The 14,411-nt window shown below is 61.7% G+C and carries 12 protein-coding genes; 7 read left to right on the forward strand and 5 right to left on the reverse strand.

Going from position 1 to position 14,411, the window contains the following annotated elements; genetic code table 11:
• Positions 1-559: 559 nt before the first annotated feature.
• The 5 genes from CLV41_RS07680 (at position 560) to CLV41_RS07700 (ending at position 6,962) form a co-directional block, all read left to right on the forward strand.
• Positions 560-3,889: a DEAD/DEAH box helicase gene (locus CLV41_RS07680; protein ID WP_103221737.1), complete on the forward strand. Its 3,330-nt coding sequence runs from the start codon at positions 560-562 to the stop codon at positions 3,887-3,889.
• Between the two features lie 41 nt (positions 3,890-3,930).
• On the forward strand, positions 3,931-4,287 hold the full coding sequence (locus CLV41_RS07685) for an RNA-binding S4 domain-containing protein (RefSeq protein ID WP_408013641.1): 357 nt from the start codon (positions 3,931-3,933) through the stop codon (positions 4,285-4,287).
• A gap of 221 nt (positions 4,288-4,508) precedes the next feature.
• Positions 4,509-4,841, forward strand: coding sequence for a ferredoxin FdxA (gene fdxA, locus CLV41_RS07690; RefSeq protein ID WP_103221739.1), 333 nt, complete (start codon positions 4,509-4,511; stop codon positions 4,839-4,841).
• A 459-nt stretch (positions 4,842-5,300) separates the two neighbouring features.
• Complete coding sequence (locus CLV41_RS07695; RefSeq protein ID WP_103221740.1) at positions 5,301-5,897, forward strand: CarD family transcriptional regulator; 597 nt, start codon at positions 5,301-5,303, stop codon at positions 5,895-5,897.
• 201 nt (positions 5,898-6,098) lie between these two features.
• Entirely contained in the window at positions 6,099-6,962 is an 864-nt protein-coding gene (locus tag CLV41_RS07700; RefSeq protein WP_103221741.1) for an RNA polymerase factor sigma-32, read from the forward strand.
• 30 nt (positions 6,963-6,992) lie between these two features.
• Here the strand turns inward: CLV41_RS07700 and CLV41_RS07705 are convergent, their stop codons facing one another.
• The 4 genes from CLV41_RS07705 to CLV41_RS07720 are packed head-to-tail and all read right to left on the reverse strand — an operon-like array spanning position 6,993 to position 10,956.
• The gene (locus CLV41_RS07705; RefSeq protein ID WP_170107143.1) at positions 6,993-8,126 is read right to left on the reverse strand and encodes an ROK family protein; all 1,134 of its coding nucleotides are present in this window, start codon (positions 8,124-8,126) and stop codon (positions 6,993-6,995) included.
• Between the two features lie 36 nt (positions 8,127-8,162).
• A complete protein-coding gene (locus tag CLV41_RS07710; protein WP_103221743.1) occupies positions 8,163-9,455 on the reverse strand; it encodes a TRAP transporter large permease in 1,293 nt (430 codons plus the stop codon).
• Positions 9,445-9,963: a TRAP transporter small permease gene (locus tag CLV41_RS07715; RefSeq protein WP_103221744.1), complete on the reverse strand. Its 519-nt coding sequence runs from the start codon at positions 9,961-9,963 to the stop codon at positions 9,445-9,447. Before CLV41_RS07715 ends, CLV41_RS07710 begins: the two co-directional genes overlap by 11 nt.
• 18 nt (positions 9,964-9,981) lie before the next feature.
• Positions 9,982-10,956, reverse strand: a complete 975-nt coding sequence (locus CLV41_RS07720) for a TRAP transporter substrate-binding protein (RefSeq protein ID WP_103221745.1) — start codon at positions 10,954-10,956, stop codon at positions 9,982-9,984.
• A 172-nt stretch (positions 10,957-11,128) separates the two neighbouring features.
• On the opposite strand from CLV41_RS07720, the gene CLV41_RS07725 reads away from it, so the two are divergent.
• Together CLV41_RS07725 and CLV41_RS07730 are read left to right on the forward strand one after the other, a co-directional pair.
• The gene (locus CLV41_RS07725; RefSeq protein ID WP_103221746.1) at positions 11,129-11,869 is read left to right on the forward strand and encodes a glucosamine-6-phosphate deaminase; all 741 of its coding nucleotides are present in this window, start codon (positions 11,129-11,131) and stop codon (positions 11,867-11,869) included.
• Positions 11,870-11,882: 13 nt separating this feature from the next.
• Complete coding sequence (locus tag CLV41_RS07730) at positions 11,883-12,899, forward strand: N-acetylglucosamine-6-phosphate deacetylase (RefSeq protein WP_103221747.1); 1,017 nt, start codon at positions 11,883-11,885, stop codon at positions 12,897-12,899.
• Positions 12,900-12,923: 24 nt separating this feature from the next.
• Here the strand turns inward: CLV41_RS07730 and CLV41_RS07735 are convergent, their stop codons facing one another.
• Complete coding sequence (locus CLV41_RS07735; protein ID WP_103222005.1) at positions 12,924-14,345, reverse strand: M48 family metalloprotease; 1,422 nt, start codon at positions 14,343-14,345, stop codon at positions 12,924-12,926.
• Positions 14,346-14,411: the final 66 nt, after the last annotated feature.

Below are 14,411 nucleotides of genomic sequence, written 5' to 3' on the forward strand. Positions count from 1 at the left end.
GCGAAAAGTCCGGCCGGAACGGCGCCTGGTTCATTTCAGCACAAATTCGCGACCCGGTCCGTTCAGGAGACTATCGCTTCCGGTGGAAGCGGGAACCCGGTTACGCCCTGAAAGCAGCCCCCCTACTAGATATTGTGAGAACAGAACAAAAACACCTTTGAAACAGCGATTCGTCCAGCTTTCGTTCACCCTGTGTCCGTACGTTAACGCCGACGCCGCGCGCACCGAATGGGCGATTATGTTGAAATTAACTCTTGACAGGGCTTCGGCTCAAATCGCCACGAAACTGAGTTCGAGACTCAAATCCTTGACCTGATTCACGATTTCGTGGCGAGCCGCGCTTTGCAAACCACATCTCGTAGGGAACAAATCCTGAATCTTCCGGAGTCGCCGATTCGGTTACGGTTTGTTCCAGAGTCGTTCTCCACAGCTTATTTTCACCCCTGAAAATCCCTGCCCCCATCCGAAAAGAAAGGGGACACGTCCCTCTTGCCTGTGGTAGACACGCCGCACCAGATATAGGCGACGCGCCCCAAGAAAGCCGGTCACGACTATTTCCATGCCCCGTCCTCAAACCTTGCCGCTGCCGCCATCGGCACGGTCCCGTACCGTTACGGCGGTCCTTGGACCGACCAATACCGGAAAAACCCACCTTGCGATCGAGCGCATGCTGGCGCACTCGTCCGGACTGATCGGGCTTCCGTTGCGCCTGCTGGCGCGCGAGGTTTACGGCCGTGTTGCCGAACGCGCCGGCACGGACTCGGTGGCGCTGATCACCGGCGAAGAAAAAATCATTCCGAAAAATCCCCGCTTCTGGGTGTCGACGGTCGAGGCGATGCCGCTCGACCTGAATACGGAATTCGTCGCGATCGACGAGGTGCAGCTTGCGGGAAACCTGGATCGCGGCCATGTCTTCACCGACCGGATCCTGAACCTGCGCGGCAGATCCGAAACGTTACTGCTTGGCGCGGCCACCATCCGCCCGCTTCTGGAAAGACTTGTCCCGGGCCTCAATGTCGTCACAAGGCCGCGCATGTCCGTTCTGGAATATGCAGGCTCGAAAAAGGTATCGAGGCTGCCGGCGCGTTCCGCCGTGGTCGCCTTTTCCTCCGACGAGGTCTATTCGATCGCCGAACTGCTTCGCCGTCAGCGCGGCGGCGCGGCCGTGGTTCTGGGTTCCCTGAGCCCGCGCACCCGAAATGCCCAGGTGGAGCTCTTTCAGAACGGCGATGTCGATCATCTGGTCGCCACCGACGCCATCGGCATGGGCCTGAACCTCGACCTCCAACACATCGCCTTCGCGGGCAACCGCAAATATGACGGTTATCAGTACCGCCAGCTCACCCCGTCGGAGATGGGGCAGATTGCCGGACGCGCCGGGCGGCACACAAGGGACGGCACCTTCGGTGTGACCGGCCGCGTCGATCCGCTGAGCGACGACCTGGTCGAACAGATTGAAAGTCACCACTTCGACAGCCTGAAAGTGCTGCAATGGCGCAACAGTGCGCTGGATTTTTCATCCGCCGCAGCGCTGCGGCGGAGCCTCGATACGGTCCCCACAGAAGACGGTCTGGCAAGGACCCCTACAGGAGACGATATCACCGCTCTTGAACATTTATTGCGCGATCCCGCAATATCCGACATGGTCAGGGGTGAAAAAGCTGTCGAATTGGTGTGGGACGTGTGTCAGGTCCCGGACTATCGTAAGATCGCGCCGGCGAACCACGCAGACCTGCTGAACACGATTTACACGCATTTGATGCAGGACAACGCTATCGCCGACGACTGGTTTAAACGTCAATTGGCCTTCGCAGACCGCACAGATGGTGATATCGACACTCTCGCGAACCGGATTGCTCACATCCGGACGTGGACTTATGTCGCCAATCGCCCTGACTGGCTGGCCGATCCGGCCCACTGGCAAGGCGAGACGAGCGCCATTGAAGACAAACTATCTGACGCCCTTCATGAACGGCTGACACAGCGGTTCGTGGATCGGCGGACAAGTGTATTGATGCGACGTCTGAGAGAGAATGCAATGCTGGAAGCGGAAATTACGTCGAGCGGTGATGTGCTCGTCGAAGGTCAGCACATCGGAAATCTGCTTGGCTTCCGGTTTGCCCCCGACTCGGCGGCCGAGGGCCCCGACGGCAAGACGGTCCGCGCCGCCGCGCAGAAAGCCTTGACGACGGAGATCGAATCCCGCGCGGAAAAGCTGGGCAAATCCGAAAACGGCGACTTCGTGCTGACGTCGGAAGGCGTAGTTCGCTGGCGCGGTGAGCCGGTCGCCAAACTGGTCGCCGGCGAGGACGTGTTGTCCCCTACGGTTCTGTTGCTTGCCGACGAACATCTGACCGGTCCGGCCCGCGACGCGGTCCAGGCCCGCATCGATCTCTGGATCAAGGCACAGATCGAGACTTTGCTGAAGCCGCTCGCGGATCTGAAGACCGGCGAAAGCCTTGAGGGCCTCGCCCGCGGCATTGCCTTCCGGATCGTCGAGGGCCTTGGCATTCTGGAGCGCCAGGATGCCTCCGATGAAATCCGCCAGCTTGACCAGGACATGCGCGCCTCGCTACGCAAGCACGGTGTGCGTTTCGGTGCCTATACGGTTTTCGTGCCGGCATTGCTGAAACCGGCGCCGAGCCAGCTTCTTGCCCAGCTCTGGGCTCTCAAGCACGGCTCTCTGGACATGAACGGCATGGCCGAGCTGCCGCAGCTTTCCGCCTCCGGCCGCACGTCCATTCCCGTCGATGAGACCATCGACAAGGCACTTTACAAGGTCGTCGGCTTCCGCGTCTGCGGCCCGAGGGCCGTACGCGTCGACATTCTGGAACGCCTCGCGGATCTCATCCGGCCGCTGATCGCCTGGAAACCGCTCGATGCGGAAGTCAGCCCGCCGGATGGAGCGATCGCCCAGGGCGGCGGTTTCACGGTGACTGTCGCCATGACCTCCCTGCTCGGCTGCGCCGGCGAGGATTTCACCGCCGTTCTCAAATCCCTCGGCTACCGGGTGGAGACCAAAGAGGTTCAGCGTCCGGTAGCGGTGAAACCGGCGGCGGAGCAGGACAAGGCGCCGATCGCGGATCCGGCAGTGGAAGCCTCCGCGGTAACTCCGGCGGAAACCGCTTCTGAACCGGCGGAAGAAATGCAGGACGCGCGCCCCGCCGAAGAGGCGGCCAACCCCGATGGGTCCGAGGCGCCGACCGCTGAGCCGGAAGCAACGGTGCCGGCGGCAACCGCGGAGCCGGCATCACCGCAGCCGGAGACAACCGAAACCGCGACAGTAGAGCCGGCAACCGAACCGGCCGCAGAAGCCGCCGCGGAACCGGTGGACGAGACCGCTGTACCGGAACCAACCGGAGAAGCAGCAGCTTCTTCCGAAGAAGTGACGGCAACAGCCGGAACGCCGAGCGAACCGCTGGCCGAAACGCAAAGCGAACCATCTGCCGATACGCCGGGCGAGGTGTCTGGCGAAACACGGAATGAAGCGACGGAAGCCGAGGCGTCTTCCGGGACCGCTGCGGCGGACGCCGCGACGGAAACGGTCACCATTGAAGTCTGGCGGCCCGGCCGCCCGGACCGGCGGCCGCGCGGCCGGCAGGACCAACGCCGCGGCGGAGACCGTAAAGGACAGGACCCCAAGAGCGCCGGACCTGGTGAAAAGCGCCAGGGCAAGGGCGGCCCCAACCGCAACCGCGGCGGTCAGCCCGACGGCCGGCCCGGTGGCAAACATGGTGGCAAGCACGGCGGTCAACATGGGGGTCAGAGAGGCTCCGACGGCGGCAACCGGCGTGACAAGCCCCCCAGGGAAAAGCCGATTGATCCCAATTCACCCTTCGCGGCGCTGCTGGCGCTGAAGGCGAACATGGACAGCAAGGACAAGAAGTAATTCCTGCGCCCGACCCACAAGCTGCCGGTGGCAGCCTGCGTTTGGACAAGTGGCTCTGGTACGCCAGGGTCACCAAATCCCGCTCCCTTGCCCAGAAACTGATCTCGTCGAGACATGTCAGGGTCAACAGCGACAAGATATCTTCCGCCAGCAAGACCGTCAGGATCGGCGACGTCCTCACCATTACCCTGGACAGGCGTATCCTGGTTCTGAAGGTAGCGGTGCTCGGCACCCGCCGCGGCCCCTTCGAGGAGGCCCGCAAGCTCTACGAGGACCTGTCTCCGCCGCCGCCGCCCAGGCAGGCCCCGCCTTCGCATCCGGCGCTGCGTGAAGCCGGCGCGGGCCGCCCGACCAAGCGGGACAGACGCAAGATTGACGCCTGGCGCGGCGACAGCTGAGGCCAAATCTCGTAATGCGCTCAAAAACAGAATAACTTTCTCATATCATCGCGGATTGCGTCATCCTGTGCGCTTGCGCGCGCTTGCCAAAAACGATACCCAACATCGGCAAGAAATTTAACGCTGCGGCTCCACATGCGAGCAGGCCGCGCAAGGAACTGCCGGACCGGAGCTGGAGGGCCGACCCCTCTTCCTGGGACCGGCACCGAATGAGGATACCGATGACCTACGTCGTCACAGACAACTGCATCAAGTGCAAATACACCGACTGTGTTGAAGTTTGTCCCGTGGATTGCTTCTATGAAGGCGAGAACATGCTCGTCATCAATCCGGACGAATGCATCGATTGCGGTGTCTGTGAACCGGAATGCCCGGCCGAGGCCATTTTGCCCGATACCGATCCCGGCCTGGAAAAATGGATCGAGCTGAACGCCGAATACTCCGAAAAGTGGCCGAACATTACCGAAAAGAAAGATGCGCTTCCCGAAGCCGAAGAGTTCGACGGCAAGGAAAATAAACTCGCGCAGTACTTCTCGCCGGAACCCCCCAAGTGATTCGCCCATTTCTTGCCGCGGCGGACTGACGCAAGTCTGACGGCTTCCCGGAAACGCAGCGATTCCGCAAGATGTTTCAGGCACCTGGAGGATCGTTTCAGGAAGACGGTCTGTGCCTTTTGCGCATCAGAAAAGCGCAACACTTTAATTTTCCACAAAAGTATGTTATATATACGGGAATAGTCGCCAACCACGAGAACAACCCCAAAAAACGGAGTCTTTGAACCGCGTCCCGGTCCGAAATTTACCGGACAGCGCAAGACCCCGGCAGCTCATCTGAGCCAACAAGGTTCTAAAGTGGAATTTGACGACTGACCAGCCCTGACACGCCGCACATCCACAGGCGTTCCACTTCGGATCGCTTCGACAGGGCGCGTGTCACAAAAAAACAGAGGACCGCACCGCGGTCCATCACCGGTCCTGACCGGACCGATCAACTGCGCAGGAGAGAATACAAATATGGCAACGAATCCCAAAAAGACCGCGCAGCGTCAAGGTTTCAAAACCGGCGAGTACATCGTTTATCCGTCTCACGGCGTCGGCCAGATTACCGCCATTGAAGAACAGAACGTTGCAGGTCACTCTTTGGAGTTGCTCGTCATCCTATTCGAACAGGACAAGATGACCCTGCGTGTTCCGGTCGCCAAGATCGTGTCCGTCGGCATGCGCAAGCTCGGCGATCCGGCAGCGGTCAAGAAGGCGTTCGAAACCGTTCGCGGCCGCCCGCGCGTCAAACGGACCATGTGGAGCCGCCGTGCCCAGGAATACGAGGCGAAAATCAATTCCGGCGATCTGAACTCGATCTCCGAAGTTGTCCGCGATCTCTTCCGGTCCGACACCCAGCCGGAGCAGTCCTATTCCGAACGCCAGCTCTATGAAGCGGCCCTCGACCGCATGGCACGTGAGATCGCAGCCGTGAACAAATGTTCGGAAACCGAAGCGGTCAAGCAGATCGAACAGAATCTGGCGAAATCTCCGAGCCGCCTGAAGGCGGCGGCTGAAGCCGAAGCGGAAGCGGAAGCCGAAGAGAGCGACGGCAAGGAGGAAGCCGCCTGAACAATCGGCGGTTTTTACCTTGAAAGAATGAAGGAGGGTCCGGAGAAATCCGGACCCTTTTCCTTTTCAGGACGTTAGCCGGCGTTCCACTCGCGCGCAAATCACGCAGAAGTGCACATTTTCCGCCCCAACGGAGGGCGGAAGTGATCTACCCTGACCTCCGCTACGTAATCCCCCCGATAACATATCGGAGTGTCGGCCATGTCCTTTAGCGAAAAACGGCAGCTCGTGCGGGCGGCGATGAAGGCCCCCTACCTCAGCCGCGAAGAGGAATTGCAACTTGCGTACCGATGGCGGGACGATCGGGACGAAAAGGCGCTTGAAAAGCTCTCCCTGTCTCATATGCGTCTGGTGATCGCGGTTGCCTCCCGCTTCCGGAACTTCGGCCTGCCGCTGGGCGATATGATCCAGGAAGGGCATGTCGGGCTGCTGGAAGCCGCTGCCCGTTTCGAGCCGGAACGGGAAGTGCGGTTCTCCACCTACGCCACATGGTGGATCCGGGCCTCGATCCAGGATTACATCCTTCGTAACTGGTCAATCGTGCGTGGCGGGACATCTTCCACCCAGAAGGCCCTGTTCTTCAATCTGCGCCGGCTGCGCGCGAAACTCTCCAACAGTCAAACCCCGCTCACCGACAGCGAACTGCATCGCAAGATCGCCGACGCCATCGGCGTCAAACAGTCCGATGTGGCGCTGATGAATGCCCGGTTGTCCGGACCGGACACCTCCCTGAACGCACCTATCACCGACAGCGATGGCTCCAGTGCCGATCGGCAGGACTTTCTCGTTTCGAACGAGCCCTTGCCCGACGAGATCGTCACCGGACAAATCGACACCGAACGCCGCAACCGCTGGCTTTCCTCCGCGCTTGAGGTCCTGAGCGAACGGGAGCTGAAAATCGTCCGCGAGCGGCGCCTTTCGGAAGAAGGCGCCACATTGGAGGCGCTCGGCGCGAAACTCGGCATTTCCAAGGAACGCGTGCGCCAGATCGAGAGCCGGGCGATGGAGAAACTCAAATCCGCCCTTCTCGCAGCCCAGCCGGACCAGGCTGTCTACAGCACTTGAAGCACTTCACCATCCGCAATCCGCTGCGGATCAATCGCGGTTTCCGGCAAGGAAATTCCTCAAGAGATCGTCGAAGGGAGCATTCAGGGCACCGAGCGCTTCGCGTCCACGGTCAATTTCACCCACTGTCACCCGGATCCGGTCGACCGACTTGATCAGCGGCGAGACCCCGATGGCATCGACGAATTCGCGGAAGATCTCCGGGTTTTGCACGAAGGGGCCCGTCAGGATGATCCGGTCGGGAAACAGTAACCGGCACAGGTTCGCCGTCAGCCGCAGCAGCTGAGTCAATCCCGCACGGAACAGGGCATGGTCCTGCAGGTCGAGATGCCGGATTTCCGCCGCCAGGCCGTGCTCGTCGAGCGGCAGATCCGGATAATCCGCCTTCAGGGCCGGGCGTAGCGCCCACAGTGCCGCCACCGTTTCCAGACAATCCGTATTTCCGCAGGTACAGGGGCGCCCCTTTGCATCCCCCAGACCCCAATGGCCGATTTCGCAGAATCGTCCCCGGTCCCGGTTGATGACCGATCCGCCACTGCAGAACGCCGCGCCGATGCCGTAGCCCCAATGGAGCAGAAGGGTGTTTTCGCTCTCGTCCAGCCGTTCCTTGAGCCGGATCCCGCTCAGCTCGGCGTCGAGATTGCGGATCAGGACGATTTCCCACGGAAGATGCGCAAGGGCATCCGCGATCTGCAGATTCTGCAGATTGGGCCAGCGTGAGGAGAAACACCACATCCGGCGCGGAACGTCCAGGAGACCGGAGAGAGACAGCACCACCACCCCGAGCTCGACGCCCGCCGGCAGGGCGCCCGCGATCCCTGTGATAAGATCCTGAAAACACGAAGCCATTTCCGCGTTTCCCGCATCGTGCGGCGGTTCCACGGACCTTTCCAGCAGCACGCCGTAATCCATGTCGACGGCTCTGGCGACGAGTTTTCGGTCGATCACGCTGATGAGGACCGCGCAAAACCGGCGCGCGTTGAAATGCAGCGCCACGGCGGGACGGCCGCGCCCTTTGAGCTTGATCACCGCCTCGTGCAGGATGGTCTTGTCGACCAGCTCGCCGACCAGGTCGGACACGCTGGTCGGCCGCATGGACAACTGGTCGGCGACGTCGCTGCGCGTGCGGGCGCGGCCGTCGCGAACCAGACGGGCAATGGTCATCAAATCCGATAGGCGTGTTGAATCCATGAGCCGGGTTTATCGCATGAGGTTCGGCAATGTCATCGAAATTGCGGGAATGTAGGTGGTCAATAAAAGCACGACAAGCATGACGAGATAAAACGGCAACATGCTTCTGGCGGCTTTCTCCAGCTTGATCCGTCCGATGCTGGACCCGACCAGCAGGGAGACTCCGACCGGAGGCGTGCACAGGCCGATGCCCAGATTCAGGATCATGATGATGCCGAACTGGATCGGGTCCACGCCGACCTTGGTGACGATCGGCAGCAGGATGGGCGTCAGCAGCAGGATCAGGACGCCCATGTCCATGAGCATGCCGAGGACAAGCAGCAGCACGTTCACCGCCAGGAGAACGAAGACCGGTTCGCCGGACACCGAGAAGATCGCATTCGCGAGCACCGCGGGCACCCGAAGGTAGGACAGCAGAAAGCCGAACACCGCCGAGGTCATGATGATGGCGGTCACCACCGCCAGCGTCGACAACGTACCGGACAGGATCCGCCAGACCGCGGCCATGCTGAGGCTGCGGTACCAGAAGAGTGTGACGCCAAGCGCATAGACCACCGCGACGGCGGCGGATTCCGTCGCGGTGAACACTCCGGTCAGGATGCCGCCGATGATGATCACGATGGTAAACAGCCCGATGGCCGCATCCCCCACGATGCGCAGGCCTTCGCCCAGATTATAGGCACCGCTGCGGGGATGCCCGTCCCGCCGGGCGATCGCGTAGCAGATGATCATCAGCGACAGACCGAGCAGCAGGCCCGGAAAATAACCTGCGAGAAAGAGTGTCGAGATGGGAAGACCGCCTGCCGCCAGCGCGTAATAGATCATGTTCTGGCTGGGCGGAATGAGAACCCCCTGCACGGACGAGGTCACGGTGACGGCAACCGAATAGCCGGAGGGATAGCCGTTCCGCTTCATCGCGGGGATGAGAAACGATCCGATGGAGGCGACATCCGCGACCGAGGAACCGGAAATGCCGCCGAACAACGTGCTGGCGACGACATTGCCCTGCGCCAGACCGCCGCGGAACCGGCCGACCAGCACGTCGGAAACGCGCACGAGCTTGTCCGAGATACCGCCCTCGGTCATGATATTGCCGACCAGAATGAAAAAGGGAACAGCCAGAAACGTGAACGAATTCAATCCGTTCACCATGCGTTGCGCGATGACGAGGGGTGGCAGTCCCAGATAGGTCACCGTCGCGAGCGAGGAAAGGCCCAAGGAAAAGGCGATCGGAACGCGCAGGATCATCAGTCCGAGGAACCCGCCGAGCAGCAGCGAGATTCCAATCCAGTCAATCGACATGCGCGACCTCCGGGATTTCGGTCTCCGCCGTATGGACATCCCGCAGCAGGATGTTGGCGGCGGCATTGGCGACGCCGAGCCCGCCTCCGGCCAGGGCCGGCAGATAAAGAAGATATTTTGGCAGCAAGGACGCCGGCAGGACCTGGGCGCCCGCCAGCGCGATCAGATCGCCGCCGTAGAGCATGACGACGAACATGAAAAGCCCCATGGCGAGCTGGGCGAAATAGTCGAGCGTCACGGCAGCCGGTTCGGGCAGCCGGTCCCGCAGAAAGGTGATGGCCACATGCTCGTGACGGCGGATGCCGATGGCAACCGCCAGCATGCCGAACCAGACGAGGCAGAGAAGCGCGACTTCCTCCGACCAGCTGGTCGGACTGTTCACCGCGAAGCGCAGGAAGACCTGCATCACGGTCACGACCGTGATCACGGCCAGAAGCGTATGGCAGGCGAATGAAAAAAGCCGGTTGGTTCCGTCGATGACCGCCTTAAGTGACCTTCGCCATGCCATTGAATGCCCTCCGGTTGCCTATTTCGCCTGATTGATCTTGTCGATCAGGGGCTTCAGTTCGGAAAACTCATCATAGATGGGCATGACCGCTTCCTGGAAAGGGCCATTGTCGATCTCCACGACGGTCGCGCCACCTTCTTCGACGGTCTTGCGCGCCTTCTCGTTGGCTTCGCGCATGATTTCGCGTTCGTAAAGAACCGCTTCGGCCGCCGCCTTCTTCAGGGCAGCCTGCTGATCGGCCGGCAGGGACTCGAATTTGGCCTTGTTCATCAGGAGCAGCGCCGGCGGGCTGAGATGGGCATCTTCGACATAATTGGGTGCAACCTCGTAGTGGGCCGAGGTGTGATAGCTTACATAGTCGTTTTCGGCACCGTCGATCACTCCCGTCTGCAGCGCGGAATAAACCTCGCCGTAGTTCATGGGAGTCGGAACCGCCCCGAGAAGTTCGACCATCCGGATGGATATCGGCGCTGGCTGGACGCGGATCTTCAGTCCTTCGAGATCCTCCAGCTTGGTGACCGGCTTGCCTTCGACCGTGTAGAACGACCGGGATCCGGCATCCATGTAGCCGAGACCGATCAGGCCGACATCGTTCAGGTCCTCAAGGACCTCCGTGCCGACTTCTCCATCGAGAACCTTGTACTTGTGGTCCCAGTCGGCAAAAATATAGGGTAGGGCGAAAACGCCCATGCTCGGACTGACATTGGCCAGGACGACGGAATTGACGCGGGTCATGTCGATGACGCCGGCCTGCGCCTGCTCTATCGTTTCCGGTTCCTGCCCGAGCTGGCCTCCATAGATGACATCGACGGTGATTTCGCCATTGGAGTATTCCTTCGCCAGGTCGGCGAATTTCAGCATCGCGATCGTAACCGGATTGGTATCGGGCTGGTTTTCCGCCAGCCGCAGAACGGTTTCGGCCGATACGGCCGACCCGCTGAGAGCTATCGCGGCAACAGCCCCTGCGAGTGTCTTGAGTATTTTCTTGTTCATACCGTGTCTCCTCAGGAAAGTGCCCGGTCAGGCTTTCACGCCGGCGCGCACGAGTCAATATTAAGATCACTTTTGATAAAAAAAGAAACTCCTGAAAATCAGTGTAAATTGACATATGAACTCAGAGGATACATTAATTAGAAACACAATTGATATTAAATATGGGACAAACATGCGCATCGAGATCCACGAAGACGGAGAGACATTGGGACAGGCGGCGGCGGAGGAGGGTGCCCGGGCCATTGGCGCGGCACTGGCAACGAAGGGCCGGGCGGCCATTATCGTGGCGACCGGCGCCAGCCAGTTCGAAACGCTGCAGGCACTCGTCACCAGGGATCTGGACTGGTCGCGGGTGACGGCGTTCCATCTCGACGAATATGTCGGTATCGGCACCGGGCATCCCGCAAGCTTCCGCCGCTATCTGCGCGAAAGGTTCACCGGCCCGCTCGGCAACCTGGGAGAATTCGTCGAGGTGAACGGCGATGCCGGCGACCTGGAGGCGGAAATCGCCCGTCTCAATGCCCGCATCGCCGAAGAAACCATCGATGTCTGCTTCGCGGGCATCGGTGAGAATTGCCACCTGGCCTTCAACGATCCGCCCGCCGATTTCGAGACGGTGGCACCTTATATTACCGTTGAACTCGATGAGGCGTGCCGGCGCCAGCAGTTCGGCGAAGGCTGGTTTCCCGCTCTGGAGGATGTTCCAGCCCGGGCAATCTCCATGTCGATCCGCCGGATCGCGGCGTCACGCAAGATCATCCTGTCCGTTCCCGACGAACGCAAGGCGAAGGCTGTCGCGAATGCGGTTGAGGGGGAGGTGACCAACATGCATCCTGCGTCCATTCTGCAGCGCCATGCGGATTGCAGCCTTCATCTCGACAGGGCTTCGGCCGGTCTGCTCTCCACAGCATGAAAAAGCGGATATCATGATTACCGACGGTTTGTTCGATCTGCAGGTGAACGGCTTCGCGGGTGTCGATTTCAACGATCCCTCCATCACCGCGTCCGCTCTGGACCAGGCTCTTGAAGCAATGCTCGTCTGCGGGGTTACCGGCTGTCTGCCCACGCTCATCACGGCGACCCCGGAAGCGCTTGCCGAGCGCATCCGGGCGCTCGACGCGGCGGTGGCGGGCAGCCGGTTCGGCCCCGCCATGGTTCCGGGATATCATCTGGAAGGCCCCTTTCTGAACGCGGCGGCCGGCTATTGCGGCTGCCATCCCGCCCAGGCCATGTCGGATCCGGACGCCAACCTCGTCGCAACCCTCGAGGCGGGCCTCACACGGCCGATCCTGCTGGTCACGCTTGCCCCGGAGCGGAGCGGCGGCGCGCAGACTGTCAGGCAGCTCCTGTCCGCCGGCAAGGTGGTTTCCATCGGCCATAGCGCGGCCGGCTTTGCGGCCGTCAAGGCGGCGGCCGACGCGGGCGCCACGCTCTCCACCCATCTGGGCAACGGCCTTCCGGCCGAGTTGCCGAAGCTGGACAACACACTGCTTGCCCAGCTTGCCGAGCCCCGGCTGAAAGCGTGTTTCATCGCGGACGGCATCCATATTCCGCCGGACGCGTTCGCCGCTCTGGTGCATCTCAAGGGCACCGGCAACACCATACTCGTTTCCGACGCCGTCATGGCCGCCGCCGCCCCTCCCGGCCGCTACAGCTTCGCCGGAATGGACATCCTTGCCGACGAAACCGGCAAGGTGACGCGGCCTGACGGAGCCGGACTGGCCGGCTCGTCGCTCCGGCTCGACCAGGCGGTCCGCAACGTGATTGCATGGAAGGTGGCAAGTCCGGACACCGCCGTTCGGATGGCAAGCCAACACCCCAGAACGGTGCTGGCCGCCGCGCCCGGCTTTGCCGGACCGGCCTTCGACCCTGGCCGGATCCGATGGAATTCCGCTATGGAACCCACCGTGCTGCGCAAGGGCGCGCCTGCCGGAAGAGATTGACGACAGGCGTTTTTTCAAAAGGCCCTAATCCACGATCAGCTTCACCGACGTGCCCGTCGGGATCGCGTTGTCCCGCTCCAGATCGTTCAGAATCGAGAAGAATTCCAGGCGCCGCGACGGCTCGACGCCGCTCATGCCGATGGCGAGCTTGCGCGGTGTATCCCCGGGCCTGGACTTGACCACCTTGATCCTGAGCGAGCGGAGCCGCGCCCGCTCTGTCGGCGTCAGCTGCGTGAAGCTCTCCATCGTTTCGCGGAAATCCCTGTCGAAGGTATCGTTCGGCGAGCGGCTGGCGAAGATGAACCGGTAACCGGTCTTGCCGATGCGCAGCACCGCGATGCGGAAGGACCAGCCCTGCGTGATCGCCGCGCCCGTGACACCGGGCAGCCCGTTGATCGTGGTCTGGCGGACGCTTTCCGGCAGCAGCCCGTTGATCCAGCCCGACTTCATGTATTCGACAAGATCCGTATAGCCGCTGACATCGGCGCCGTCGAAGCGGATCGCGGTTCCGTCGCCGTTGCTGGCGAGCACCGCTTCCGGAGAATTTTCAAGGATGTAGCCCGAGGGAACGGTAAACCCGATGCCCAGCGCCTTGTGCAGGAACGACCGGCCGCGGACGAACCCTTCCAGCGGATCGTCGCCGAACAGCATGCCGTCGATCTGGCCGAGATAGCGGCCCCTGTCGCGCTCGCCGATCCCCGGCGCGCCGATCTGGCGGGCGGAGCGCACGGCGATCTGCAGGCGTTCCGGCGTCGAGGGGTGCGAGGACAGGAAGTCCGGCGCGGAAGAACCCGACTTGTCCGCCGACTGGTAACGCGCGAAGGCCGCCATGGAGCGCAGGAACCTGGCGGCCGCATAAGGATCGAAGCCGGCCTTGGCGAGCGTCTTGACGCCGATCGCATCCGCTTCCAGCTCCTGCACCTGGCTGAACCGGGCGAAGGAAAGCTGCGAGGAGATGATCGCCTTGCGGGCTTCCTCGGAATCCTGAACCACATCGGTGAGGATCCGGTTCGCAAGCTGCTTGGCTTCCGCCCTCTCCTGACGCTTGATCGCATGGTTGGCGGTCACATGCGCCATCTCATGTGAAAGCACCGCCGCGACTTCCGACGTGTCGTTCGCAAGGGCCAGCAGGCCGCGCGTCACATAAAGATAGCCGCCCGGCAGGGCGAACGCGTTGATCGCCGGCGAATTCAGAATGGTGATCTTGTAGCTTTGCGACGGGTCTTCCGATGCTGCCACGAGACGGCCGACCACACTGGCGACGGCCCGTTCCGCGCCCGGATCGTTGTAGACGCCGCCATAGGTGGCGACGACGCGCGGGTGTTCCCGCTCGCCGATGTCGTTGGCAAGATTGGGACGCAGGGTGCCCGGCGACACCGCACCCACCGTCGCACCGTCGCCCAAAAGCTGGCAAGAGGCCACCAGAAGCGCCAGACCGCAGGCCATGGCGGTCCGCAACCAGCGGCGCGCACCCGCGCGTCCAGCCGTTTTCCGCGTCTCGACGAGAGACAA

Origin of the sequence: Roseibium marinum (assembly GCF_002906165.1) — a bacterium.
Taxonomy (GTDB): Bacteria; Pseudomonadota; Alphaproteobacteria; order Rhizobiales; family Stappiaceae; genus Roseibium; species Roseibium marinum.